General features: G+C 46.1%; 22 protein-coding genes and 3 riboswitches. Of the genes, 5 read left to right on the top strand and 17 right to left on the bottom strand.

Going from position 1 to position 24,726, the window contains the following annotated elements:
- Window positions 1–35: 35 nt before the first annotated feature.
- Window positions 36–2,336, bottom strand: coding sequence for a bifunctional 2',3'-cyclic-nucleotide 2'-phosphodiesterase/3'-nucleotidase (locus tag CYJ37_RS09055; RefSeq protein ID WP_101549260.1), 2,301 nt, complete (start codon window positions 2,334–2,336; stop codon window positions 36–38).
- Between the two features lie 203 nt (window positions 2,337–2,539).
- On the opposite strand from CYJ37_RS09055, the gene tagU reads away from it, so the two are divergent.
- Entirely contained in the window at window positions 2,540–3,469 is a 930-nt protein-coding gene (gene tagU / locus CYJ37_RS09050) for a polyisoprenyl-teichoic acid--peptidoglycan teichoic acid transferase TagU (RefSeq protein ID WP_101549258.1), read from the top strand.
- A gap of 26 nt (window positions 3,470–3,495) precedes the next feature.
- Here tagU and CYJ37_RS09045 read toward each other — a convergent pair whose 3' ends face one another.
- Window positions 3,496–4,629 carry a M20 family metallopeptidase gene (locus CYJ37_RS09045; RefSeq protein ID WP_101549256.1) on the bottom strand — a complete coding sequence of 378 codons (1,134 nt, stop codon included), beginning with the start codon at window positions 4,627–4,629 and terminating at the stop codon, window positions 3,496–3,498.
- A gap of 178 nt (window positions 4,630–4,807) precedes the next feature.
- Between CYJ37_RS09045 and CYJ37_RS09040 the strand changes: the two genes are divergently transcribed.
- The 3 genes from CYJ37_RS09040 to CYJ37_RS09030 all read left to right on the top strand — a co-directional run bounded on the left by CYJ37_RS09040 (window position 4,808) and on the right by CYJ37_RS09030 (window position 7,009).
- Window positions 4,808–5,272 (top strand): hypothetical protein, encoded by a 465-nt coding sequence (locus tag CYJ37_RS09040; RefSeq protein ID WP_101549254.1) that lies wholly within the window; start codon window positions 4,808–4,810, stop codon window positions 5,270–5,272.
- A gap of 248 nt (window positions 5,273–5,520) precedes the next feature.
- Complete coding sequence (locus tag CYJ37_RS09035) at window positions 5,521–6,027, top strand: sigma-70 family RNA polymerase sigma factor (RefSeq protein WP_101549252.1); 507 nt, start codon at window positions 5,521–5,523, stop codon at window positions 6,025–6,027.
- Window positions 6,028–6,109: 82 nt separating this feature from the next.
- The gene (locus tag CYJ37_RS09030) at window positions 6,110–7,009 is read left to right on the top strand and encodes a hypothetical protein (RefSeq protein ID WP_101549250.1); all 900 of its coding nucleotides are present in this window, start codon (window positions 6,110–6,112) and stop codon (window positions 7,007–7,009) included.
- A 173-nt stretch (window positions 7,010–7,182) separates the two neighbouring features.
- Here the strand turns inward: CYJ37_RS09030 and CYJ37_RS09025 are convergent, their stop codons facing one another.
- The 6 genes from CYJ37_RS09025 to CYJ37_RS09000 form a co-directional block, all read right to left on the bottom strand.
- A complete protein-coding gene (locus tag CYJ37_RS09025) occupies window positions 7,183–7,914 on the bottom strand; it encodes a glycerophosphodiester phosphodiesterase (protein ID WP_101549248.1) in 732 nt (243 codons plus the stop codon).
- 93 nt (window positions 7,915–8,007) lie between these two features.
- Window positions 8,008–9,372: an ABC transporter substrate-binding protein gene (locus tag CYJ37_RS09020; RefSeq protein ID WP_101549697.1), complete on the bottom strand. Its 1,365-nt coding sequence runs from the start codon at window positions 9,370–9,372 to the stop codon at window positions 8,008–8,010.
- Window positions 9,373–9,446: 74 nt separating this feature from the next.
- On the bottom strand, window positions 9,447–10,259 hold the full coding sequence (locus CYJ37_RS09015; RefSeq protein ID WP_101549695.1) for a carbohydrate ABC transporter permease: 813 nt from the start codon (window positions 10,257–10,259) through the stop codon (window positions 9,447–9,449).
- A 2-nt stretch (window positions 10,260–10,261) separates the two neighbouring features.
- The gene (locus CYJ37_RS09010; protein WP_094768614.1) at window positions 10,262–11,200 is read right to left on the bottom strand and encodes a carbohydrate ABC transporter permease; all 939 of its coding nucleotides are present in this window, start codon (window positions 11,198–11,200) and stop codon (window positions 10,262–10,264) included.
- A complete protein-coding gene (locus tag CYJ37_RS09005; protein ID WP_101549246.1) occupies window positions 11,197–12,330 on the bottom strand; it encodes an ABC transporter ATP-binding protein in 1,134 nt (377 codons plus the stop codon). The genes CYJ37_RS09010 and CYJ37_RS09005 overlap by 4 nt, the downstream gene beginning before the upstream one ends.
- A gap of 36 nt (window positions 12,331–12,366) precedes the next feature.
- The gene (locus CYJ37_RS09000) at window positions 12,367–13,107 is read right to left on the bottom strand and encodes an MgtC/SapB family protein (protein ID WP_101549693.1); all 741 of its coding nucleotides are present in this window, start codon (window positions 13,105–13,107) and stop codon (window positions 12,367–12,369) included.
- 279 nt (window positions 13,108–13,386) lie between these two features.
- On the opposite strand from CYJ37_RS09000, the gene CYJ37_RS08995 reads away from it, so the two are divergent.
- Window positions 13,387–14,262 carry a glycerophosphodiester phosphodiesterase gene (locus tag CYJ37_RS08995; protein ID WP_257964204.1) on the top strand — a complete coding sequence of 292 codons (876 nt, stop codon included), beginning with the start codon at window positions 13,387–13,389 and terminating at the stop codon, window positions 14,260–14,262.
- A gap of 525 nt (window positions 14,263–14,787) precedes the next feature.
- Here CYJ37_RS08995 and CYJ37_RS08990 read toward each other — a convergent pair.
- The 9 genes from CYJ37_RS08990 to CYJ37_RS08955 form a co-directional block, all read right to left on the bottom strand.
- Window positions 14,788–15,213: a hypothetical protein gene (locus CYJ37_RS08990; RefSeq protein ID WP_009792938.1), complete on the bottom strand. Its 426-nt coding sequence runs from the start codon at window positions 15,211–15,213 to the stop codon at window positions 14,788–14,790.
- A gap of 287 nt (window positions 15,214–15,500) precedes the next feature.
- The gene (locus CYJ37_RS08985) at window positions 15,501–16,745 is read right to left on the bottom strand and encodes an exo-beta-N-acetylmuramidase NamZ family protein (RefSeq protein ID WP_374703156.1); all 1,245 of its coding nucleotides are present in this window, start codon (window positions 16,743–16,745) and stop codon (window positions 15,501–15,503) included.
- 131 nt (window positions 16,746–16,876) lie between these two features.
- Window positions 16,877–18,961 (bottom strand): glycoside hydrolase family 3 protein, encoded by a 2,085-nt coding sequence (locus CYJ37_RS08980; RefSeq protein ID WP_101549242.1) that lies wholly within the window; start codon window positions 18,959–18,961, stop codon window positions 16,877–16,879.
- Window positions 18,962–18,974: 13 nt separating this feature from the next.
- Complete coding sequence (locus CYJ37_RS08975) at window positions 18,975–20,672, bottom strand: serine hydrolase domain-containing protein (protein ID WP_022544419.1); 1,698 nt, start codon at window positions 20,670–20,672, stop codon at window positions 18,975–18,977.
- Window positions 20,673–21,004: 332 nt separating this feature from the next.
- A complete protein-coding gene (locus tag CYJ37_RS27700) occupies window positions 21,005–21,139 on the bottom strand; it encodes a hypothetical protein (protein WP_257964203.1) in 135 nt (44 codons plus the stop codon).
- A gap of 22 nt (window positions 21,140–21,161) precedes the next feature.
- A riboswitch (cyclic di-GMP riboswitch) is annotated at window positions 21,162–21,247 on the bottom strand.
- 239 nt (window positions 21,248–21,486) lie between these two features.
- Window positions 21,487–22,659 (bottom strand): toxic anion resistance protein, encoded by a 1,173-nt coding sequence (locus CYJ37_RS08970; protein ID WP_101549239.1) that lies wholly within the window; start codon window positions 22,657–22,659, stop codon window positions 21,487–21,489.
- The gene (locus CYJ37_RS08965; protein WP_101549238.1) at window positions 22,656–23,312 is read right to left on the bottom strand and encodes a 5-bromo-4-chloroindolyl phosphate hydrolysis family protein; all 657 of its coding nucleotides are present in this window, start codon (window positions 23,310–23,312) and stop codon (window positions 22,656–22,658) included. Before CYJ37_RS08965 ends, CYJ37_RS08970 begins: the two co-directional genes overlap by 4 nt.
- Before the next feature lie 308 nt (window positions 23,313–23,620).
- Window positions 23,621–23,773: an anti-repressor SinI family protein gene (locus tag CYJ37_RS08960; protein WP_101549236.1), complete on the bottom strand. Its 153-nt coding sequence runs from the start codon at window positions 23,771–23,773 to the stop codon at window positions 23,621–23,623.
- A gap of 16 nt (window positions 23,774–23,789) precedes the next feature.
- A riboswitch (cyclic di-GMP riboswitch) is annotated at window positions 23,790–23,876 on the bottom strand.
- A 371-nt stretch (window positions 23,877–24,247) separates the two neighbouring features.
- Complete coding sequence (locus CYJ37_RS08955; RefSeq protein ID WP_094768630.1) at window positions 24,248–24,475, bottom strand: hypothetical protein; 228 nt, start codon at window positions 24,473–24,475, stop codon at window positions 24,248–24,250.
- Window positions 24,476–24,573: 98 nt separating this feature from the next.
- A riboswitch (cyclic di-GMP riboswitch) is annotated at window positions 24,574–24,656 on the bottom strand.
- Window positions 24,657–24,726 lie beyond the last annotated feature (70 nt).

Raw genomic sequence — 24,726 nt, 5'->3', positions numbered from 1 at the left:
CCTACTAAAGTAGGGGTCTGACCCTATTATTTTAATTACTGTCCGTTCAATGCTTTCAGCTTCGCTTTCGATGGAGTCTGATATTTGACGTAACCTTTCATATTGGTTACATAATGATCAGCTCCTAATCCGTACTGGCCGCCGTATTTATTATCATAACGATAAACACGGTATTGTTCGCCCGGCTTTAGAATACGGACAAATACAAGTTTGTCTCCTTCACGCTTCCACAGGTTGATCGGTTTTTCAATCGTTACTTTACCAATCTGGCCTTTTTTCATTAATAAGCCGTCCCAGAATACTTTGGATGCAGGATTAGGTGTTTCTGGTTTGGTTTCTGGCTTTTCATCCTTCATTGCAGGGATAGTAAGTTCATATTCAGCAAAGCCAGTATCCAGCGTGCTTAAATATTTGATACTACCATCTTTTGATAGATATTTCTGGGCATTCGGCGATGATTGGAATGATACTTTTACACCGTTTGCTCCTTTAATAGGTGCAAAGCTCCAGTTCTTGTCTGCAGTTGGATTTATCGTTTTTGTCTGGGCGATATAATCAATGATGGCCTGACGATTTTCATCAGGTGCTGCAAGTACGATTTCTTTGCTTGGCAGTTTTACGCCGCTAGCACGGTAATTATTCGTTGCCACAATAAATTCCATATTCGAAGTTACTGGCTTCCCATTAAACTTTAGGTTTTTGATTCTATTGGCATTAGCATTTGCAACATTCTGCGAAGAATCATATTTTGCCGGTTCAGTAACATCAATCTCATAAGTTACACCATCAATGATATCAAAATTGTAAGTTGGGAAATCCCCGTTGACTAGTTCTTGTGCTTCTGTCTTTTTAGGATCAATTTGTTTGAACTGGCCGGCTGACCACTCAAGCCACTCTTTCAAATCTGAGCCATTAACCTTAACAGCATGTACCGTATTAGGATACAGGTATAAATCAGAAACGTTTTTGACTGCAATTTCTCCTGGAGCTATATCAGTGTAATAGCTGGAGCCGTTCCGGCCGCCTGCTTTAAACGGAGCGCCCGCAGATAATATAGGGAGGTCCTTGTATTTTGTATCTTTCAAAGCATTCTCTACATACCATTTTTGAGCATTGGTTACAATTTGCACAGAAGGATCATCTTGAACCAGAGCAAAGTAGCTGTTAATGGCCGCAGTAGTTTCTCCAACAGGTCCCCTCACATATTCAAGTGTCCCTTGGTGCTCATCCTTAATTGCGTCTTCTACAGCTTTGCTGCTTTCAACTAAAGGCTTCTTATCTTTGTCTGCAATGGCGCGGAGTGTAGCAGCTGAATCCGTTACATCCCACTTTCCATCTTTCTTTTCTACAGTCAGGTCAATAACACCCAGGTTATCTCCCCATGAACCTGGCATTGTTACCGGCACGCCATTTATGGTGCCTTTTGCATTATCGAAGCCATTCCCATCCGCAAAATCAGCTTTCACACCTGCAGCTGCCGGGAATTTCTTATGCTGGTGACCAGTTAAAACAGCATCGATGCCTTCAACTTTAGTTAGATAGTATGAAGCGTTTTCCTCGTTGCCTTCGTTAGCTGCAGTATCAATACCAGAATGCGATAACACAACAATGATATCAGCACCATCAGCCTTCATCTTTGGTACAAAAGTCTCTGCAGATTTTACAATGTCTTTAACAATGACCTTTCCCTCAAGGTTTGCTTTATCCCAAGTCATAATCTGCGGAGGTACAAAGCCAATGACACCTACTTTGATTGTATGAGTTTCCCCATCTTCATCAGTGACCTGTTTATCCATGATTTTATATGGAGTAAAATAGTTTTTATCGTTATCAGGGTTATTATCTTTATCATCATGGTAAACATTGGCGTTTACCAAATCAAATTCAGCATCATCATAAGACTCATCAAGCAAATCCAGTCCATAGTTAAACTCATGGTTTCCTACAGTGGCAGCATCATATTTCAATAGATTCAATGCCTTTATTGCAGGGTGCACTTCCCCCTCTTTTGTCGGCTTGATGCGTCCGGCATAATCGCCTAGGGGGCTTCCTTGAATAAGATCGCCGTTATCAAATAGTAAAGTATTCTTCTCTTCTTTACGTGCAGCTTCTATTAGAGTTGCAGTTTTAGAAAGGCCAAATTCATTAGTTTGTGCATCCTTGTAATAATCATAGTTTACAATATTCGTATGAATATCAGTTGTCTCCAAAATCCTCAGCTTTACAACATCACTATTCACTACATCTGCATAAGTAATAGCCGGTGCCGCCTGTGGAATAATCAACCCTAACGCCAGTGCAACCCCAGCCACTTTCTTCTTACTTGAATTTTTCACGCTAACTTCCCCCTAGTGATAATATTGCAACTATTTCATAATATCATAACATTTAAAATTGAAATATATATTTTTTGTAAAGGGTCAGACCCCTACTATAGACCTACTCCCCAAACATTTGACTCAAGAAATTGCTATTATTATAAGCCGGTTTTTAATATAATGTGTTTATTGCTATATTTTGCAAGAGAAGGAGCTAAATCATGAATAATCGGAAGAAGAAAAAGGGCCGCACCTGGCTGAAGGTCGCAGGAATTATTTTTGGGCTGTTAATTATCGCGGGCGGTGCTTATGCTTATTCTATATATCATTCATTAACTAATGCAGTGAATACAATGCACCAGCCAATAGAGAGAGAAAAGTCTGACAAGAGGGCGCAGATTGTTACACTAGAAAAAAAGGAGCCGTTTTCAGTGCTTATGCTTGGTGTTGACGAGCGGGAAAATGATAAGGGCCGTTCAGATACTATGATTGTACTGACTGTAAATCCGGAAACTAAGTCTGCAAAAATGCTAAGCATCCCAAGGGACACCAGAACAGAAATTGTAGGACATGGGACGGTGGACAAAATTAATCATGCCTATGCCTTCGGCGGAATAGAAATGTCCATGAATACTGTCGAGAACTTCCTTGATATTCCGATTGATTATTATATGCAAATCAATATGGAAGGCTTTAAGGATATTGTTGATGCGGTGGGCGGAGTCAATGTTGAAAATGATCTGGATTTCACATCTGGAGAGGTACATTTCCCTGAAGGAAGCATCACTCTAAACGGAGAAAAAGCTCTTAAATTCTCACGGATGCGGTATGATGATCCAAGGGGAGATTTTGGCCGGCAGCTAAGGCAGCGCCAGGTTATACAAGCGGTTATTAAAGAAGGGGCAAGTATCTCGTCTCTATCAAATTATGATGAAATATTCTCTGCTTTGGGCAAGAATATCAAAACCAATTTAACATTCAGTGAAATGGTTGATATTCAAAAAGGCTATAAAGATGCCAGTAAAAATATTCAGCAAATGACTATTGAGGGACAAGGACAGAGAATTGATTCTATTTGGTACTTGATTGTCTCTGATGAAGAACAGGCACGTGTTCAGGAAGAATTGAAGGCACATCTGAATATAAATTAAAGGAGCCGATTAAGGCTCCTTTTTTTTCATTCCGACAGCCGCTGGATCGTCTTCGCCAAAAGCAGCGTCCTTTCCGCAAGCGTCGGAATTTCTACATATTCATTTTCGCTGTGGGCATTGCCGCCGACAGGCCCGAGCCCATCCACGGTCGCAACGCCATTGGCAGAGGTGAAGCTGGCGTCCGAACCGCCGCCTGTCGCTGTATCTGAAACCTCTAGGCCCATTTCCTTGCCGACCTCCTGGATGACATGCAGGAGCGATTCGTTCTGCTCATTCTTCTCCATCGGCGGGCGGCTGATCCTGCCCTTGACCTCCACCCTCGTGCCAGGAACATCGGTGTGGGAGCAGATTTCCTCGATTTTTTCCTGGAGGAATCTTGCCTGCTCCATGTCGGTGATGCGGATGTCCACATGGGCGACCGCACTTGGCGATACCGTGTTGACTGCCGAACCGCCTTCGATCAGCCCGACATTGACGCTGATGCCTTTTTCATGATCGTTCAGCTCATGAAGCTGGATGATCTTGTGGGCCAGCTCCTCGATCGCGCTGCGCCCCTTTTCCGGCTCAATCCCCGAGTGGGCAGCGCGCCCTTTGACAATCACCTTGTAACGGCCGCCTCCCCTCCTTGAGGAGACAAGGGACCCGTCCTTCCTGGCAGGCTCCATGATCAGGGCATATTCCTTGCCTGCCGCCTGCCCGATGATCAGCTTCTTGGATGCTGGCGAGCCGATTTCTTCATCTGTGTTCAGCACGATCAGGACATTTTCATATCCCTTTGTCCCGCTCGCTATCAATGCCTTCAAAGCATATAAAAGCTCAGCCTGGCTGGATTTCATATCCGCAACCCCTGGTCCCAGCGCCCTGTTCCCCTCGATCCGGAACGGCCTTTTGGCTGCTGTCCCGTCAGGAAATACCGTATCCATATGGGCAACAAGGATGATCTTCGGATCAATGGCATTTTTGTGCCTGATGATCAGATTATTGCCATACTTCTCCTGTTCATCGACCTGTACCAGGAACCCGAGCCTTTCGTACTCTTCCTTCAGGATAGAGCCTACTCTATCTACCCCCTCTTTATTGTGGGAACCGCTGTCGATATTGACGAGCCTCTCGATCAGCTCCAGCATTTCCCCTTGCCTGCTTCGTATAAAAACCTCCACTTTTTACCCCTCCATAAAAATGAGCCCCAATTAAGCACTATTGTTATGTATCGATTATACCTTACTATTTTGTTTATGTTTCACAATTGGAGAATGTTAACAAGATAAATTTGTCCGGTGATATTTTTCCTTTCTGGCGAATATCTTTTTATAACTTGTCTAAAAGGAGGCGGGCGCAATGAAAAAAAGAAGCCAATTCCCCATTAAGCTCATCGTGATTCTCATTGCCTGTGCGGCCCTCTTTTTCCTTATCCGGCTCGTCCTGCCTTCCGCAGAAAAGCGGGCCATCAGCACGGTGGATGAGTTTTATACATACGAGCAAAAAGGCGATTTTTCGGCTTCCTGGGAGCTTTTCCATCCGGACATGAAAAAGAAGTTTGACAAAGGCCCCTATATCCAGGACAGGGCCCACGTCTTTTTGAACCATTTCGGGGTCAATACCTTCGGCTATGAGCTCGGAAAAGCAGAGAAGCTTGAGAGCTGGAGGATGGCTGATGGAGGAAAAACCTTTCCGCAGGTTTATAAAGTCACGGTGACCCAGACCTACAAAGGGAAGTACGGGAATTTCAATATAGTGCAGGATGTGTTTGCAGCTGAGCTGGAGGATGGCTGGCGGATCCTGTGGGATTATAAGCAGAAATAAGAATTCTCCTGCTCAACCTTTCTTATTCTAAGGAAGGTTTTCTTCATTTTCTGATAAATTGACATTTTTATTCATTTTTTCTTATTTCCCATGATTTTTATACGAATTTATTATAAAAAATATCATTTTTAAGATAAAAAAGTGCTAAAAATGAAATTTTCCCTAATTCGCAAACAATTTATTTCCCAACTATGCTGAACTTACCCGGGAATACCTGGCTGGCGCGCCGCCCGATAGGGAAAGTTCTCATGGAAAACTTTGAAATGCTTGCAGAACAATACCAGCCGATGATCCGGAAGATCATCCGCACATTATCCATCTATAAAAATGAAGATGAATTCCTGCAGATCGGCCTGATTGCCCTTTGGGAAGCACATGAAAATTTCCGGCCGGAAAAAGGCGAATTCACCAATTTTGCCTACACCACCATTAAAGGCAAGTTCCTGACAGAAATGACCCGCACCAATAGAGAGGAAGAACAGAAAGTTTATGCGAAGGAAGAATTCTGGGAAAATATCGAGGATGCCCATTCTGAAGTGCCGTTTGAGAAAAAGCTGATTCTCTCATACTGCGGGAAGCTGACAGAAAATCAGACAAAATGGGTAATCTACACGGTTCTGGAGGAGCTGACAGTCCCGGAAATTGCCGCAGTGGAAAAGGTGTCTGTATCTGCAGTCAAAGCATGGCGGAAAGGCGCTAAGGAGAGACTGAAAGGAAGCCGGGAAATCTTTGATGGAACTGTAACCTTTCTGTAACCATTTTTAACCGGCACTTAACTACTTCACAAAGCTTGCAGCGTATAGTAAAGCTATATCAAAGAAAAAAGAGGGACTTTTTATGAAAAAGAAAATTGCCGTATTAACAAGTTCTATCGCCTTAGTTTCTATGCTTGCTGGTGCAGGGTATGCTGCTGAACCGGCTCATGGCATGATAGCCGAAGCCTCCGTACAAAGTGTGCAAAAAGCTGATAGCACGAACCTTCAAATCAAACTGCTGGAGGAAGCACTGGCTCCGGTATCGGCAAAGGATGCTGCCGGCAAATGGAGCAAAGCCCTTGCAAACAGAAATGGCGCTGCACAAAACGCGCTGTTCACACCCGCACTGAAGAAAAAGTACAAAAGCTATTTCGAGTCATACGGCTGGGTGACTGGCGGTTCCAGCCCCTGGGTGAGCTCTCATAAAGTAACAAAAGAGAAAAAGCTCAGCAGCACAGCCTATGAATATACCATTCACTTCTCGCTGGTCAGCTCTTCAGGCAAGCACGGCAGCGAAAATGCCGTTATATCAGTTAAAAAATCAGGCAGCACTTGGCTGATTGAAAAGGTTTATATCAAGCCTGACTCTATCATCGGCAGTTTGACCCCATACACAGCTGAGCCGGTCTTCACCTACCGGGCAGCAGAATACGCGTTCTCTATCCCGCAATCATGGGATATGAAATATACAGCAGCTGAAAAAGAAGGAAGCCTTGTCTTCAGCTATAAGCCGGCCAACAAGAAAATCAGCAGCAGGACTCTTTTCAGCATTGAAAAAATCAAGCTGGACACCTGGAAAAAAGATGGCTATGAGGAAGGCCTCCATAAAAAGCTGGGCGAGAAAAACGGCTTTGTCTATGCTATGCTTCCTTCCAGCGAAAATCAGTACAATGACATGCCGGACAGCATTGAATACAAGGAATATCATCAGATGTCCCTGCAGCTCAAAGCTGTCCGTGACTCATTCATGTTCATCAACTAACCACCGGATCCACATTTTAATCATATATTTTGAAGTGATGGATTAATCATCGTTTTACCCCATTTTTAAAGTCCGGCCTGCTGACTGGCACCAGCACGCCCGGCTTTTTTTTGGGGATGGTGACTGGCACCCCAAACAAAAAACAGCCGCCCAACAAACAGCGGCTGTTTAACCTATCTCGCATCCCGAACCTGCATCGCCTTTTCCGGATAATCCGTCATGATGGTGTCCACCCCGAGGTCAAGCAGCTCACGCATCTGTTCTTCTTTATTGATCGTAAACACACGGACCGGGAACTGGTTGCGTTCCGCCTCCCTGCTTGCCTCCGCATAGGCAACCGGCGCATAGACATGCAGTGCTGATGCACCAATTCCAGCAGCATACTTCCACGGCTCATACAGCACCTCCATGAACAGGATGGCCGTCTCAATTTCAGGATCCAGCTGATGGACTCTCTTGAGGCTGTAATGATTAAAGGATGAAATAATCGCATGGGATTTATATTCATATTTCTCGAGCGCTTCGAGCACCTTTTCCTCAATGCCCTCATAAGGAATGACATCACTCTTGATTTCCACATTCAGCTTGATGCCCGTTCCCTGCAGCAGCTCGAGCACCTCGGAAAGCACAGGAATCTTAGCTCCGGCAAACTCTTCCCTGAACCATGAACCTGCATCCAGCTTCTTCAGTTCTTCAAGTGTCATATCCCTGACATTTCCTTTGCCATTTGTCGTCCTGTCGACCTTCTCATCATGGATGACAATCAGCTCGCCGTCCCTGGACAGGTGGACATCCAGTTCAATGCCGTCAACTCCGAGCCTCACAGCTTCTTCAAAGGCAGGCATCGTATTCTCCGGATGTGTGCCCTTGCTGCCGCGGTGGGCGTAGATTTTAGTGTGTTTCATTCTATGCACCTCACTTCACTCAAATTAAAAGGGGCAGCCCCTCTATTATTTATAGCATACCAGCCATAAACATAGGGCGCTGCCACTTCCGTTTTATTTCTTTGTTTTATTTGCGATTTCGATAGCCCTGTCTGTGCCTTCTGCCGCCTGATCAAGTGCTTCCTGAGGGGCTGTGCCCTGATACAGATTTTCAAGTGCCGTTACTACCTGCTGGCGTGATTCCGGGAATACAGAAATCAGCGCGCCCTGTGTCGCTACAGATGGTTTTGTCTGCTGCAGCTGGTCGACTGTCACCTTGAACTGAGGATATTTTTCCCACTCCTGCTTAACGATATCTTCCTCATATGCTGCCGGGTTGATGGCAAAATAGCCTGTTCCGATATGCCATTTCGCCTGTGCTTCAGGTGAAGCCAGGTATTTCATGAATTCCCAGCCTGCTTCCTGCTGCTTTTCAGCAATGCCTTTGGACATCCATAGTGACGCTCCGCCAATCGCAACACCCTGTCTTTCGACTTCATCCGGATATGGGATGAAAGCTACCCCTACATCGAATGGGGAATTGTTGATGGCTGCAGAGACGCCTGCAGAAGAATCCATATACATGGCCACTTTTCCTGTCTGGAATGCAGCGCGGATATCATCCCAGTTTGTGCCGTAGTTGCCGAATGTGCCGGCCTTATTCATTTCATCCAGGAAGTTGAAGACCCTCAAGCCTTCTTCCCCATTGAACACAGACTTTGTTGCGTCGCCTGCGCGGCCATTCTCTTCATTTACATAAAGGCCGCCTTGTGTCGCAACCAACTGTTCAAAGAACCAGCCATAAGTAAGCATCGAGAACCCGTAGCGCTCTCCTTTTTTGGTGAGCTTTTCCGCCGCTGCCTTCACTTCATTAAAGGTTTCTGGCGCTTTTTCAGGGTCAAGGCCAGCTTCTTTAAAAGCATCCTTGTTATAAATCATAACCGGTGTTGAAGAGTTGAACGGCATGGAGTACAGCTTATCATCCACAGTGTAATAATTGAGGATGTTTTTCTCAAGCTGTGAGACATCATAATTATCTTTATCAATGAATGTCTGCATCGGCTCAATAAAGCCGCTGTCGATCATATACTTCGTACCTACTTCAAAAACCTGTGTAATCGCTGGTGCATCTTTCGTGCCGCCTACACTGCGGAGCTTTGTGAGAAGCTCCTCATAAGAGCCTTGAAACTCAGCTTTTACTGAGTATTTATCCTGGGAGCTGTTAAAGTCCGCGACAATGCTGTCCAATGTTTCCTGTCCTGCACCTGACATCGCATGCCAGAAGGTGATTTCTGTCTTGCCGTCCTCAGTCTCTCCTCCGGAACCGCTGCCGCTGCTGCTTCCTTCTCCAGAAGAGCTTTCATTGTTCGAGCACGCCGACATAAGCAGCAAACTGAAAATCGCTGTAAACATAAAGAACCACTTTAACCCTTTTTTCATTCCTGCACCCCTCTTTTTCATATTATATATGGCTGCCGGATTAGCCTGCTGTGCATGCCGCCGGCAGTAAAACACTATTTCAGCGCTCCCTGGGTCAGCCCTTTCTGAAGCTGCTTCTGCCCCAGGAACAAAAGCATTAGTGTCGGGATAATGACAACAATGACACCCGCCATCACGACTCCCCATTCTGTTGCCACTTCCTGCGATTGCAGCTGCTTGAGCCCGATCTGGACAGCCCTTACCTGGTCGTTGGTCGTCACAAGGAGCGGCCATAGATACATATTCCATGTTGTCAGAAATCCATAGGCCCCGAGAGTGACAAGGCTGGTTTTGGAAACCGGCAGGATGACCCGCCAGAAGAAGGCAAATCTGCTGAGTCCTGCAACCTGAGAAGCTTCATGGAGCTCCTTCGGGATGGTTTTAAAATGCTGACGCAGCAGGAAAGTGCCAAATGCCAGTGCAAAGAACGGCATTGTCATCCCCTGATAAGTATTGATCCAATCAAGCTTCTGGATCGTAAAGAAGTTCGGGATCATGGTCGCTTCCCAAGGAATCATCATGGTTGAAATGAACAGGAAAAAGATAAAATCCCTTCCTTTGAAAGGAATGAACACAAACGCATATGCCGCCATGCTGCAGACCACCAATTGGCCGAGCATGACACTGAATGACACGACAAAACTATTGATTAGATATTTCATGAGCGGAAGCCGCTCGAATACTTTTACATAATTGTCAAAATGAAAGGCCTTAGGGAAAAATTTGCCCTGCATGATTTCTCCGCCAGTCATGAAAGAGATCATGAATGCGTAAAGGACTGGGAAAAACAGCAGAAAAGCAGCCAGAACAAGCAGGATATACAATAATATTTTTCTCGGCATACTCATGCTCATTGATAATGCACCTTCTTTTCCCCAAGCTTGAATTGTAGGATGGTGACAATCAGGATACATATGAACAGGAAGACTGCCTGTGCGCTTGCTGTCCCGAATTGATAGTTGATGAATGCTTCCCTGTAGATGGAATACACAATCAGATTGGTCGCCTGCGACGGCCCGCCTTTTGTTAAAATATCAACCTGCCCGAACGTCTGGAAAGCATTGATCAGCGAGATGGTGATGATAAAGAACAAAGTCGGCGACAGCATCGGTATCGTAATCCTGCGAAGCTGATACCAGTAGCCAGCCCCATCAATCTTTGCACTCTCGTATAAATATTCGTCGATATTCTGCAGGCCGCCCAAAAGAATAAGAAAAGAAAATCCGGTATTCAGCCAGATGGTCGAGATGGCCACGGAAATCAAAGCCCAATCCGGGTCCAAAAGCCACTGCACCTGCGGCAGATGAAGCACGCTTAACAGGCGGTTGAACATACCTACGCTTGGATGGAACAGGAAAAGCCATACCACCGATGAAGCCGCTACCGATATCCCCATCGTCGAGGAATAGATCGTCCGGAAAAAACCGATGCCCCGCAGCTTCTCATTTGCAATCAAAGCCAGGAATAAAGAGATGATGATCCCGGCCGGAACCGTGTATAACACGAACAGTATCGTAGCTTTCACACTGTTTCGGAATGCCTCGGACTCCAGCAGATAAGCATAGTTTTCCATCCCGACAAAAAGGGAAGCCGCCCCGTGCTGGTCTGTTAAAAAGAAGCTTAAATAGATCGTCCGGAACATCGGATAAAAAATAAAGACTGAAAACAGCAAGATGGAAGGAAAAAGATATAAAAGGGCAGTACGCGCATTCAGGGACCGTTTCCATAAGCCAGGCTTCAAGCCTGGAGCTGATGCTTGCCTGACAGGGCTGCTTACTTCTGCCTTCATAGCAGCACCTCCTTTTCAATCACATGGTTCTCAATATCTGTTGGTGTTTTGATAATCTGCTTTGTCTCATAATCAAAAAAACAAAGTGAGTCATAGCTGATTGCAATCGGCACAATATCGCCAACCTGGATCCGCCACTGGCCGTTCCACTTGGCTAGCCATTCGCTCCCCCCCAGTTTAAAGGAAAAGATCGTTTCATTGCCCAGCACTTCCACATTGATGACTTCCACCTGAATTTTTTCTTCTGCAGGTGTTTCCTTTGAAGCGGCCTTCAGGTGCTCAGGCCTGACGCCGACAATGACGCGATCCCCTGACAGGAGTCCACGGTCTTCTGCCGGTACATTTATCGCTGCATCTTCTCCGAGAGCGACGGCTGCCCCTGTCCCTGATACTCTGCCTTCTGCGATATTCATTGGCGGAGAACCGATAAAGGTTGCGACAAATGGATTTGCGGGATTATTATAAATATCAATTGGCTTTCCGATCTGCTGGATCTTCCCATCATGGAGGATCATAATGCGGTCTCCCATCGTCATAGCCTCAACCTGGTCATGTGTCACATATATCATGGTGATTCCAAGCCGCCGCTGGATTTGCCTGATTTCCGAGCGCATATGGGCCCTGAGCTTCGCATCTAGATTGGAAAGCGGCTCATCCATCAGGCAAATCGGGGCCTGGTTGACGATCGCCCTTGCCAGTGCCACTCTCTGACGCTGCCCTCCGGAAAGCTCTCTCGGCTTCCGTTTCAGGTATTCCGATAAACCAAGCATAGCTGCCACATCTTCACACCGTTTTTTCCGCTCAGTCTTTGGCACCTTTTTAACATGCAGACCAAAAATAATATTCTCTTCCACCGAAAGATGCGGATACAGGGCATAGTTCTGGAAAACCATTGAAATATCCCGTTTGCTTGGCGGCAGCAGATTAGCTTCCTTCCCGCCGATTTCCAAAACGCCTCCCGTAATTTCTTCGAGCCCGGCAATCATACGGAGCATCGTACTTTTCCCGCATCCGGACGGACCGACAAGCACAAAGAATTCTCCAGGCTCAATTGTGACATTGATATTGGTGATCACATCCGTCTTTTTATCATAAGACTTGGATACATCAATCAATTCGACTTTTTTCATCTTTCCATTCCTTTCTTGATGCTCTTAGTTAAACGCTTACATTTTATCCTGCTTGCGAAAATCTTCTGTCAGCGGACTATGATCCAGCTGGACCTGCTTTACCCCCTCAAGACTGCATAGTTTTTCATATAATGAAAGAATATTTTTCCGGGAAGATATTTTGATTCTGATATCAAGGGATATATAGCCCTCCTCCAGGAAGTAATATTCGTCTGCCATTGTGATCGCTTCAATGAAGGCGCTCTCATTTTTCAGTACCTTATTCAGCTTCCCAAGCACCTTTGCTTCTTCCGAAACAGTCAATGTAAAGACAAAGAACTTGTATGGAGTCAGGAACTTAAACTCCAGGCTTCTCAGCACAAATACATTCAAAAGTACAATGCCTGTGGTTATGTAGGCAGGAAGGTAGAAGCCGCTTCCAACACTGAGCCCGATTGCCGCGACCACCCACAGAGTCGCCGCCGTTGTAATGCCGGAAACACTATTATTGGAGTGCTTCAAAATGGCTCCTGCCCCAAGGAATCCTATTCCGCTGATAACACCATGAGCCAGCCTCGCTGGGTCGAACCGGGCATTAACATGGTCGATCGTTTCATTGAAACCGTAAATGGATAGAATCATCATTAAAGCAGAGCCGACAGAAACGAGAAGATGGGTCTTAAATCCAGCCTGCTTGTTTCTTAAATCTCTTTCCCATCCTATCAGGCCCCCGAGAAGAGCAGCCAGAAACAGCCTTTCAATAATGGTTAAAGCCGATATGGTTATCGTTATAGTCATCCCTCCTTCCCCATCCAAATAAAAAGAGGCCACAAATATGCTTAGATAAAATCCCCTAAGCAAACTATGTGAGCCTCCAGCATCTCCATCACAAAATATTAACTTAGTAATATCTTACATTTATAAACAGATAATTGTCAAACTATTTTTTATATTAAGTTAATTCCTATAAATCCCATGGGTTTATTTTACACAAATTTGCCGTTATGCTATAAAAAGAAGTAAAACCGTTTATACTGGCTATATTCAATGAAGACTTTTTTAAGCAGGTGACAGTCCATGCCAATGAAATTTGTAATCATATATATACTTCTCTATTCCATAGCTGGATGCTCTTCATCAAAGGAAGACCTCATCAGTCCCTCAGACAGCTTTATTGTCATCGGCCACCGCGGTGCCTCGGCCTATGCCCCGGAGCATACGATTGCTTCCTATGAAATGGCCGCCCAGCTTGGCGCAGACTATATTGAAATTGATCTGCAGATGACGAAGGACGGCAAGCTCGCTGCCATGCATGACCAAAAGGTTGACCGCACGACGAATAGATCAGGTGCCGTCCAGTCTTTTACATTGGAGGAGCTGAAGCAGCTTGATGCGGGTTCCTGGTTCAACCGCAAGCATCCCGGTTATGCCGACCCGGCATACAGCCGCCTGAAGGCTCCTTCGTTAGAGGAAATCTTTCAGCATTTCGGAAGCAGTGTGAACTATTATATAGAAACCAAGTCTCCTGATTTATATCCCGGGATGGAGGCAGAACTCTTAAGGCTATTGCATGAGTATGGCCTGATAGGCAGCAAAAAGGACAATGCCCGGGTAATCATCCAGTCTTTCAGCAGCAAAAGTCTGAAAAGGATTCACCGGAATGAACCTGACATCCCTCTGATCCAGCTGATCTCCTACAAAGAAAAGGCTGTGTTGACAGATCAGGACATCAAGAAGCTGCAGAAGTACGCAGCCGGCATTGGCCCGAATTATAATATGATCGATGAAGAATATGTAAAAAAGGCGCGGGCAAATGGACTGCTTGTACACCCTTATACGATTAATAAACAGAATGAAATGGAAGAAGGGGTGGCTTGGGGAATAACAGGAGCGTTCACGGATTTCTCTGATACCTTGACAGAGGTAATCAGTAATCATGATCAGAAGGAATAATCAGCATTAACAAAAAAAACTTCTTTGACGGGAGTTTTTTTTATTTTCTTTTCGACATACCTTTATTACGATCAGCCACTAATCTCCGTGATTTTGGATTCTCTCTGGCAATCAGACAAATATTTCTCAGGAAATAAGAAAAAGCCCCGTGAATAGAGTCGTATCTTGTCAATATTTCTTTTGTTTCATTTACAATAAATGGCGGTATAAAGATAATAAGAATTTAGGGAAAACTATCATAGAGAAAAAAGGTCTTGCTGTTACATTGTTGGTTTACTCATCTAGCTGCCGCAGAATATTCGTTTTTTATCAATCAAAAAACACAAGGAGTGGTACTAATGAAAATCAAAGCAGGAAGCTGGGCCATGCTATCCCCACAGGACAAATTCCTTCTACTGAAAATTATCAGCGAACGTTCTAAACATACAGATCATGAATAAGCCATAAAAATAGCTTAGAAACCGGGAGCGGCTTCTAAGCTATTTTATTTATTTCCGGGCATAAAACGAAGATGCAGGAAGAATTCTATGTGTTTATATAATGCCTTGTAATCTCATCCCAAATCGCTTTCCCGCTTTCTGCTTTCACCGGTGTCAATGTCTGCCCGAACATAATCTTATGCCCGGCAGTCTGACAGATATTGGCCGCCGGCATAGGGGAAGACAAAATATCAAAATCATAGAGCTTCATATAAAATTCCTCATCCCAGTGGATGCCGTTCTCATCTTCATGATCAGCAGCCTGGACAACCCCTGTCGCCACACCACGTGCGATGATTCCCCTCTTGTTGCTATATAAAAATACGAGATCCCCTTCCTGCAGCTTCTTAATCTTTTCTTTCCATGGCGAAAAATATGCCGCGCACTTCGCATTGGCCAGCATATCCCTCTCATCCCTGCCATTCGGGCAGCCTGAACGGTTTGTATTGATCAAATAGGCTTTCTGCGGCATGGTATCACATCCTTGGTGTTTGTTTTTATTATTTTTACCCGGTTTCGAAGGTTGTAAAAGGGGGCGTGTGTTTGGTAAAGGGCTAGGGAGTGGAGAGTGCTAATGAGGGAAAGGGTTTGGGATACATGATTTCCTTTCTAAACGCGATCTCATGTATCCCATCAGGCTCTTCGTATACATGACTCACCCTCTAAACTCTCACTCATGTATTTCATCGCTCAACGCAGGCACCATCCCCCCGCAAAACACAAAAACACCGCCGCAAAGCGGCGGTGCCTGGCACCAGCTTAGTACATCAAATAATCCTTACGCACTTTAGTAAAATCTTTGAGCTCATCCTTCCACTGCGATTCAATCCACTCAACAGATTTTCCTTCTTCAATGGCTTCACGGACCCAGCCGTTTCCAATGAGCTGGTCGAAGAAGGAGATGCCGCGGCTGTCTTCAGCGCGGAATGCAAAGTCCTCCGGATACAGGTCATGGATGCTTTTGACGATATGCAGTCCGGTTTTAACTGGTTCAAATTCATCAGGGTCTGTGATGTGGATCTGAATGCCGTGGGACAGTTTGCCGGCATGCTTGGAAATCGATGGTGTGAAGGATGCTGCCCGGAAGCTGACACCCTTCAGGTTCAGGCTGTTGAGCTGCTGTGCCAGGTTATCGGCATTGATGAACGGTGCTCCGATCAGCTCGAATGGCTTCGTCGTTCCCCTGCCTTCCGATACATTGGTGCCTTCGATCAAGGCAGCTCCCGGATATACTAGGGCGGTATCCAATGTCGGCATATTCGGTGATGGCATGACGAATTGGAGACCCGTTTCGTCATAAAGCATATCACGCTTCCAGCCCTTCATTTTGACGACTGTCAGGTCTGCGCTGATCTTGAATTCCTCATTGAACAGCTTGGCAAGCTCGCCGACGGTCATCCCGTGGCGAAGCGGGATTTCGTAATTACCGACAAAGGATTTGTACGGTGTTTCCAAAACTGGCCCTTCCACCTCAGTGCCTCCAAGCGGATTCGGGCGGTCAAGGACGATGAATGGGATATCGTTCTCTTTTGCGGCTTCCATTGCATAGGCCATGGTGTAGATATAGGTGTAAAAGCGGGTTCCGACATCCTGGATGTCAAACAGCAGGACATCGACGTTTTCCAGCATTTCCGGGGTTGGCTTTTTGGTTGCCCCATAGAGACTGTATACGGGAAGACCCGTTTTTTCATCTGTATAAAACTCGACATATTCCCCGGCCTGCGCGCTTCCCCTTACACCATGCTCAGGTCCGTACAGGGCTGTAAGCTCTACTTCGGGATCATTATGAAGGAGGTCTACAATACTATTAAGCTCTTGATCGACGCCGGTTGGATTAGTGATCAAGCCGACGCGCTTTCCTTCTATTAATTCCTTCTGATCATCGAGCAGCACCTCGATGCCCAGCTCGAATTTCTTCGCTTTCTTATCTTTGCCTTTATGCTTTCCGTTATCTGCGAAGGCTGCTGCAGACAGGGCGGACAGTACGAGAATCAATGACAGCATAATGATCAAGCGTTTTTTCAATGTGACCCCTCCCTGGTTTTGAGAAAAGCCCCAGCCCTGGAATCCAGGCACTGGAACCCTTCATATTGAAAAAATAGTCCTGCAGGAAGATTGCCTTCCTGCCGGCAGCTTTAGTAGCTCAGACCGTGGCCATATTCATACAAAGTTCCGCCTTCAAGCGACGGGATTGTCACTGGAAGCTTTCCTGCTGGCGCGAACTCTCCGAAAATCGCACCTGCAGTTGCTTCAAAGCTTGCCGGGCGGAATCCGTACTGCGCAAGATAGGCATCTGTGCCTGGCACGGCCATGATGTCATAAGGATTGCGGATGGCTACCGTGATGACTGGTGCATCTGTTTCGCTGATCAGCTTGTTGATCATTTTCATTTGTGCGCTGTCAGGCGAGCGGCCGGAAACATTATACGTGTAGGAGCCGACGATGACTGCTTTTGCTTTTTTCGCTTTTTCCAGTTGTTCTGCCGTGAGGCTGAAGTCAGCTGATGCTATGATTTCTGTATTAGCGTGGCGTGCTTTTATTGCTTTCCCCAGATCATTGATATAGGTGCTGCCGATAACGAGGATAGAATCACTGTCTGCCGCTGATAGCGGAAGGGCTCCTTCATTTTTCACAAGGGTGATTGATTTCTGTGCTGCTTCCTTTTCAATCGCTTTATGTTCGGCAGAGCCTACGACATTAAGGGCATTGGCAATCTTTTGGTTCAGGTCCTCCGGTGTTTCTTCTTTGATGATTCCCCGCTTGAGCTTCAAAGTCAGGATTCGCTTAACAGAAGCTTCGACCCGTTTTTCCGAAATTTCTCCTGACTTAACAGCAGCCAGCAGCCCTTCAGCGACTGCTTCGAGTCCGACCGGCATCAGGACAATGTCTGTTCCTGCTTTGACGGAGCGGATCGCTGCGTCAACAGGCCCAAAGTGCTCTGCGATGGCATTCATGTTCATCGCATCTGTTGTAATGACTCCCTCATAGCCCATTTCCTCCCTCATCAGCTCTGTGAGCACTTTGTAGGAAAGGGTTGCCGGGAGGGCAATTTCTTCACCTGTTTTTTGTGAAATTACTTTTGTATCATCGATTTTCGGGAAGGTGACATGTGCCGTCATGATGGCATCAATGCCTGCTTCCATCCCCTTTTGGAATGGATACAGCTCCACTTCCTTCAATCGCTCTTTATCATGCGGGACCTCAGGCAATCCAAGGTGGGAATCGACTGCTGTGTCGCCGTGGCCAGGGAAGTGCTTGGCTGTTGCCGCAACCCCTGCTGACTGCAGTCCCTTGGTATAAGCGACACCCATTTCAGCTACAAGCTCTGGGTCTTCTCCAAAAGAGCGGACACCGATGACCGGGTTATCCGGGTTGTTATTCACATCCATGACAGGCGCGAAGTTGGTGTTGATGCCGAGGGCAGCAAGCTCTTCACCAATGGCTTTCCCCACCTTTTCGGCAGTTTCAGGGGAACGGGCGGCACCAAGGGCCATATTGCCCGGCATATCAGTTCCAGACTGCAGGCGGGTGACAATGCCTCCCTCCTGGTCGATCGTCATCAGGAGCCCGTATTTTTCTGATGCTTCCTGGTATTGTGAGACCAGCTTCGTTGTCTGCTCGGTTGTCACGACATTCTCGCGGAAAAGAATGACGCCGCCGAGATGGTATTTCTTCACAAGCGCTTCAATTTCCGGCTGGATTTCTGTTACGTTCTGGCCTTTCCAGGTCCGGAAATCCGGCATAAGCATTTGCCCGACTTTTTCTTCAAGCTTCATTGCTTTGACAGCATCATCGACCAGCCGATAGCGCTTTGATTTTTCCTTGCGGATTTCTGCCTGAAACCCGGATTTGCGATTTTTTGCGTCAATGGCGATCCGGTCTTTATTTTTTCCATCTGTTACGGTAATAAAAGTACGGCCATTTTTTCCTGACAGTGTTACAGTTCCGTCATCAGATACCCTGGCGACCGTTTTATTGGAGGAGTTCCAGTCAAGATTCTTGGAGACTCCTAGAAAATGCCCTTCCTTATAGACATGCAGTGCTTTAAGCTGCAATGTTTTTCCGCTGAACTGCGTCTCGGATTCCGGCAGGTTCTGCAGGAGGACGAGATCCTTCACCTTATTTTTGCCGGCTGCCGCTGCAGGCTGAAGCCAGGCGGATAACCCAAGGATCAGAACCAGAAAAGTCATTACAATCGTTTTGAGCTTTTTCAAAGCCATTCCTCCTTAACATTTAATAGCTGCGTTTTTGCCATTCTTCACTCGCAAACTCAGGCTTTATGTCTTTACCTTTCTCAGGAGAGATTTTTATATTATCCAGGTACCAGCCTCTGCCGTTGACGGTTGCATCGGTTTTATAGCGGAAGCGAATGAGCTTAGTATCTGCAGGAAGCTCAGCTTTAACCGTGCTCCAGCTTTCGCTGTTTCCGGTAAAAGATTTGACTTCAGTCCAATTTGTACCGTCTGCTGAGATTTCCAGATAGCCATAATCGCTGTTTTCCTCAATCCGGTGCCAGGTCTCAAAAGAGAGAACCGCCTGTGAATGCAGATCGACTTCAGCTGTCAGGCTTTTTTCTGTATTATCGCCATAGCCCGAGAACCAGGCCGGCTGCTTGCCAGGGATGCTGACCGGAATGCTGTCTGCCACCTGTCTTGCAAATGCCCTTCTTGCTCCATTCGTTGAAACGGTATTCCTTGTCGGATGGACCCGGTTGGTCAGCAGGATGGCAATGGTGTCATTTTTCTGGGAGATGACAACTGAAGTGCCTGTGTAGCCTGTGTGGCTGAGTGAATCTTTATCTGTCAGCGCATCGCCGAGCCAGCCCTGGTTCAGCTCCCAGCCTAGTCCGTGGTCATCGCCTGGAAACTGCGGGATCTGATTTTCCGTAAGCGTCCTGACTGTTTCTTTTTTCAGGATGCGCTTTCCGCCATAGGTACCTTCATTTACATACATATGTGCAAACTTCGCCAGGTCTCCAGCTGTGGAAAAGACACCGGCATGACCGGCGACGCCATCAAGCGACCAGGCATTTTCATCATGAACCTCTCCCCAGACAAGGCCGCGCCCAAGGGCAGGCTGATATTCAGTGGCTGCTATCCTGTCCTTCAGACTTTCGGGAGGGTTATACATGGTATCCTTCATGCCAAGAGGCTTGGTAATATGGTCTCTCACATATTCATCCAGGCGCTTGCCTGACAGTTTTTCAATAAGGGCTCCGAGGGCAATCATGTTGAGGTCGCTGTATGTATAAGTGCTCCCCGGTTCATTGGCAAGCGGATATTGCAGGGCGATTGAGATACGGTCTTCGCGGCTGTTCCCTTGTGAATAGAGAGGAATCCATGCCGTGAATCCAGAAGTATGGGTCATCAGCTGCCTGATGGTCACCTCTTCCTTGCCGCCGGCTGCAAACTCAGGCAGATAATCAGCCACCGGATCATCAAGATTGAAGAGGCCTTTTTCATACAGCTGCATAGCGGCTGTTGTTGTAAAGATTTTGCTGATGGAAGCAAGGTCAAAGATGGTGTCCTTCGCCATGGAGATAGGCTGATCGGCTTCTGTCAATCCGTCATCTTTGTACTGATAAGCCATGCCATAGGCTTCATGCTTGACGATATGGCCGCGCCGGGCCACAAGCGCCACTGCACCGGGCATCACCCTGGAATCAATCATCTCCTCCATGATTCCATCGATTTCATTGAGCGGGCCTTCAACCATGCCTGCACCCCTGGCAGATCCCGGATGAAGCACCGGCGATGATTTTCCCGGATGATCCCATGGAAATGGAACAGGAGGCATAAACTTTGAAGAACTCATTTCCGGATCCCCCGCTTTTTCTTTTGCTTCAGGACTGTCGCTTGCCATAACTGCAGGAGCCACAGCGCTTAGGCTCAGGATGGCAGCCAATGTCACTTTCACAGACTTATTCTTCATCTTATTCCTCCTTTTATCATCTCTGAACACGAACCGGACTTTCTCCTCCCCTCCCTTTAATTTAAAAATTCAAATAATTACATCTTTAGGTTAGCGAAATAAGTGTATAGATGTCTATACCAAAGAGGACCTAGTCAATGCTGATTCGACGTCAGAACTGTGACTTTAGGCATGGACAGATGGAAGGATTTGTTCGACAAAGGCTTAGTGAAAGAAAAAAAGCTTATAAACAAGGAATTGGAAATGCAGATGGCAGATTACGGGGCAGATGAGTAAAATGCTTTTACCGCAAAAAATGACCTCTAAGTTGAGGTCATTTTTTCAGCGGTACATTAAATTTGATTGGCAAGCAAGGTCACAAGCGCACTGATCAGAATCGTTGCTGTAAAAAAAGAAATGTATAATAGCGTTTTGTTTCTTGCTTTCTTCCTCTGAATTTCTTCAGGTGTCATCCAATATTTTGACATCAACTCAAACTCCTTCTAGTATGATGGCAGCTGGCTGGCGTTGCCGGTTTGGCTGAGGCCCCTTTAGCTTTGCGTCACCACTTTTCAGTGATTTTGCCCTTGATAAAGACATACGCCTTTAATATCGGTAAATCCTTTACCATATTAACAGACTTTTGTCCTATTTTGCGGTAATTTGTCAAATTTTCTTAAGAAATAATCCAATTTACCAGCAATATTGAGTGACATATGACCGCTTTTGTGCATATACAAAAATTGCCACTTATTGAGGACTAGTGGGTAATTACCCCAATCTCCAGAAAATAAACCTGCATACGAAAATAAAAAAGCCTGCAATGCAGGCTTTTTTACGAACTTTTTATATCAAGCAGTTTCTGGCGCAGTTCATTTTCCATAGAAGCCAGGTCACTTTCTGCCTGGCGCCGCTTATTGCGGCCCTCCTCCTGGATGCGGAGTGTTTCTTCCAGGGTGGAGATGAGGTTTTCCTGAGTTTTCTTGAGGGTTTCAATGTCCACGAGGCCGCGCTCATTTTCCTTGGCCGTTTCAATGGTATTGGTTTTCAGCATTTCCGCGTTTTTCAAGAGCAGCTCATTGGTTGTTTTTGAGACCTGCTTTTGCGCTTCAACCGCATGGCGCTGACGGATAAGGGTCAGGGCAATTGCCACCTGGTTTTTCCACAGCGGGATGGCAGTGTTGATGGATGCCTGGATCTTTTCGACAAGGGCCTGGTTCGTGTTTTGGATCAGGCGGATCTGCGGGGCGGATTGGATCGTAATTTCCCGGCTCAGCTTTAAATCGTACAGCCTCTTGTCCAGCCTGTCCGCAAACTGAAGCATATCGTTGACTTCCTGGAATTTCATCTGGTCGCCTGATGATTCCGCTTCCTTCCTCATCTGCGGGATTGTCTGCTCATGAAGCTCCTCGAGCTTGATTTCGCCCGCTGCAATATAGACATTGAGAGCGTGGAAATATTCCTTGTTCGTGTCATATAACTTCTCCAGCATATGGATATCGGATAAAAGGACATTTTTGCTGCGGTCCAGCTTTACGCTGATCCGGTCAATCTGCGCTCCTGTTTTTTGATATTTGGAGAGGATCTCCTGGACAGAATCGGAGATTTTTCCGAACATGCGGGAAAACAGCGACTGCTTGCCCTGCTTCAGTTCATCCGGATTCATATCATTGAGGCGCTTCATCAGGTCATTGATGATATCACCGACCTCTCCGATATCCTTTTTCTGGACATGCTCGAGCATGCTGTGCGAGAAGGTGAGCAGCTTCGTCTGCGCCTGAGTCCCATAAGCAATCATGGCCTGGTGGTTGCGCGGGTCGATCTGCTCGGCAATCTGATAAGCCCGGGCGCGGTTTTCCTCCGGGATCACGTCTATGAGCTTCACCGGTTTCTCTTCTTTCGCTAGCTCCAGGGCAGGTCCGCCATTCATGTCGCCGAACGGGTCGGCAAGGATATCATCCATTAGACTGCTCGTCTTTTTCGTTAATGATGGGTTTTGTTCGCTCATTTCAGCCTCCTGCTTTCTTCAGGTAATCGGTTTTCCTTCCACGTTTTAATCGAGTTTTTTGCCACGTCTATTTCAAAATTAAGATTATCAATATCATCGGAAATCACTTCGTACAAATCCTTCTCAACCGTCTGGGAGAGTTCATTGATGGTCCTTCGGGTTTCCAGCAGCGACTGGTCGATTTCAAGGTTCTTCTTCGGCTGGGTGGAGAGGAAAACATATTTCTCCGTCATTTCCACCAGAGAATCAAGATGGGAAAAATAAAACCGCTCCGCCTGGTAAAAACGCTTCGGCTCTTTCTTCGTCAGCCTGTAAATCTTCCGTGTGATCCTCATCAGTTCAATCCGCTGCTTCAAAGAAGGAAGATGGCGGATCGCAAACAATGATTTGTGCAGGCGGGAAATTTTCTTTTTCCCTTCTGCAAGGTTTGTCTTGATATACTTGTATTCCCTCCGCGTCAGCCCGTGCTTCCTGAGGAAACGGACACGCCCGATCTGGAATGCGGCCAGATATACTAACACAGCCGCTCCGCCTGCTATCAGCCCGGATAAGAAAAACGTCTGGTCAAATCCGAAATAGCTGACCGTCCAGACCGACCCGGCGAACGGGACAGCCAGTACTGTGCCTATAAGAAACGAAACAATCCGGTTCATTTGTATCGACTCCTGACATAAAATCCTGCTTTATCTACTCATACGGTTTAAGACAGAATAGGTTTCACCCAATCTTTCCCACTGACAGAAAAAGTAAGATTATCTTATTTAATTCAACAATACACGATAAAACTCCTCTTTTCCATAGACCAGGACTGTAAATAGGGGTAGGGCTAGAGGCGTAGACGGTGACACATTTCTCCAGAAAAATGCTGACTTCGTCGAAAAGCTTTTGCGCATAAAAAAAGTGTTAAACCAAGAGATTTAACACTACAGGCATATTATGTATAGTCAACCGCTGTCCCTTGTTAATTATCTCCCTGCTCTTCACTGTGTGCTGAGCTCCAATATAGGTGAGTGCCATTGATGAAGCTATGGATTTCCTCTATTGAAATCCCGCTGCTCTTTGCTTCTAAGATCAATTCAAGCCAATCCCTATCAACCTTTTCCGGCAACCCCATCTTAACAGTCTCCTAATGCGGCAGCCCGGCCGTCATAGCCCTGCAGAACCTTAGACCCGAGGCTTTGCGCCCTTATTTTTCAATAAGTTTGCATTTCACAAAATGTATAGCTGGGTATATCTACCCTCATGAAGATTCAATCAAACCTGTCAATGTGGCGCCATTTTCGACTGTTGACAAGCATCTAATCGATATTTGTCGAACCAGCTCAAAAGAGAAATCTGCTAACCGAAAAATTTCTATGCTGTTTTATAATAAATAAATATCCCTCACCACCTGGCCTCCCCGGACAAGAGCCATTCGATGTCGTCATCCTGATTGCCAAGCGCTGAAAAAACACCTATTTATTCTAGCTTTTCTTCTATCGAAAGATCTAGGTTAAAAACCTTCGCCAACCTGATCAGCTATGGAGCTGACCGCCAGGAATAGAAAAAAAGAGAGTGAAGGGATGTATTCCTTCACTCTCTTTTTTTGCTACACAACTGCAGCATGTTTTTCGCTATATGATGACAGCTGGTGATCCAGCTTCCTGCCTGCAGCCATCAGGTTGGCCAGGCATTCTTTCCGGAGGCTGTCTGTACAGATGAAATTAAAGTTCAGCTCGTGCTCAAGCTGGGAGATGCTCGCTGATAGATTTTTCCCGCTCTCTGCAGCCTTTCTCAGCTGCTCCTCAAAAAACTCCGGTGTACCAAAAAAACTCATGTTTCTCCATCCTTTCCTTTCAGTAACTGCGCCAAAAGGTTCGGCCGATTAGCTCCGAAAGTACTAAGATCAACTTCAAAGCTATTCCACGTTATCACCCTGGCAGCCCGACGATCATAGCTTGCGCCTTAGACTCGCGGCTTTGCGTCCCTACTTTTCAATAGGTTTGCCTTTTTCAATTTTCATACTATTATCATATTACTTTTGTCCTGATGTATCAATTGTTGAGTTCAATTTTTTTGAAAAAAATT

This window comes from Bacillus sp. UMB0728 (assembly GCF_002858875.1).
GTDB classification, from domain to species: domain Bacteria; phylum Bacillota; class Bacilli; order Bacillales; family Cytobacillaceae; genus Bacillus_AB; species Bacillus_AB infantis.
This window is presented reverse-complemented; position numbering and strand designations above follow the sequence as displayed.

Bases quoted from the DNA above. Each gene is read 5' to 3' on its own strand.
- tagU (WP_101549258.1), top strand. From the start codon at position 2,540: ATGAATAATCGGAAGAAGAAAAAGGGCCGCACCTGGCTGAAGGTCGCA.
- CYJ37_RS09040 (WP_101549254.1), top strand. From the start codon at position 4,808: ATGAAAAAAAGAAGCCAATTCCCCATTAAGCTCATCGTGATTCTCATT.
- CYJ37_RS09035 (WP_101549252.1), top strand. From the start codon at position 5,521: ATGGAAAACTTTGAAATGCTTGCAGAACAATACCAGCCGATGATCCGG.
- CYJ37_RS09030 (WP_101549250.1), top strand. From the start codon at position 6,110: ATGAAAAAGAAAATTGCCGTATTAACAAGTTCTATCGCCTTAGTTTCT.
- CYJ37_RS09025 (WP_101549248.1), bottom strand. From the start codon at position 7,914: ATGAAACACACTAAAATCTACGCCCACCGCGGCAGCAAGGGCACACAT.
- CYJ37_RS09020 (WP_101549697.1), bottom strand. From the start codon at position 9,372: ATGAAAAAAGGGTTAAAGTGGTTCTTTATGTTTACAGCGATTTTCAGT.
- CYJ37_RS09015 (WP_101549695.1), bottom strand. From the start codon at position 10,259: ATGAGTATGCCGAGAAAAATATTATTGTATATCCTGCTTGTTCTGGCT.
- CYJ37_RS09010 (WP_094768614.1), bottom strand. From the start codon at position 11,200: ATGAAGGCAGAAGTAAGCAGCCCTGTCAGGCAAGCATCAGCTCCAGGC.
- CYJ37_RS09005 (WP_101549246.1), bottom strand. From the start codon at position 12,330: ATGAAAAAAGTCGAATTGATTGATGTATCCAAGTCTTATGATAAAAAG.
- CYJ37_RS09000 (WP_101549693.1), bottom strand. From the start codon at position 13,107: ATGACTATAACGATAACCATATCGGCTTTAACCATTATTGAAAGGCTG.
- CYJ37_RS08995 (WP_257964204.1), top strand. From the start codon at position 13,387: ATGCCAATGAAATTTGTAATCATATATATACTTCTCTATTCCATAGCT.
- CYJ37_RS08990 (WP_009792938.1), bottom strand. From the start codon at position 15,213: ATGCCGCAGAAAGCCTATTTGATCAATACAAACCGTTCAGGCTGCCCG.
- CYJ37_RS08985 (WP_374703156.1), bottom strand. From the start codon at position 16,745: ATGCTGTCATTGATTCTCGTACTGTCCGCCCTGTCTGCAGCAGCCTTC.
- CYJ37_RS08980 (WP_101549242.1), bottom strand. From the start codon at position 18,961: ATGGCTTTGAAAAAGCTCAAAACGATTGTAATGACTTTTCTGGTTCTG.
- CYJ37_RS08975 (WP_022544419.1), bottom strand. From the start codon at position 20,672: ATGAAGAATAAGTCTGTGAAAGTGACATTGGCTGCCATCCTGAGCCTA.
- CYJ37_RS27700 (WP_257964203.1), bottom strand. From the start codon at position 21,139: ATGTCAAAATATTGGATGACACCTGAAGAAATTCAGAGGAAGAAAGCA.
- CYJ37_RS08970 (WP_101549239.1), bottom strand. From the start codon at position 22,659: ATGAGCGAACAAAACCCATCATTAACGAAAAAGACGAGCAGTCTAATG.
- CYJ37_RS08965 (WP_101549238.1), bottom strand. From the start codon at position 23,312: ATGAACCGGATTGTTTCGTTTCTTATAGGCACAGTACTGGCTGTCCCG.
- CYJ37_RS08960 (WP_101549236.1), bottom strand. From the start codon at position 23,773: ATGGGGTTGCCGGAAAAGGTTGATAGGGATTGGCTTGAATTGATCTTA.
- CYJ37_RS08955 (WP_094768630.1), bottom strand. From the start codon at position 24,475: ATGAGTTTTTTTGGTACACCGGAGTTTTTTGAGGAGCAGCTGAGAAAG.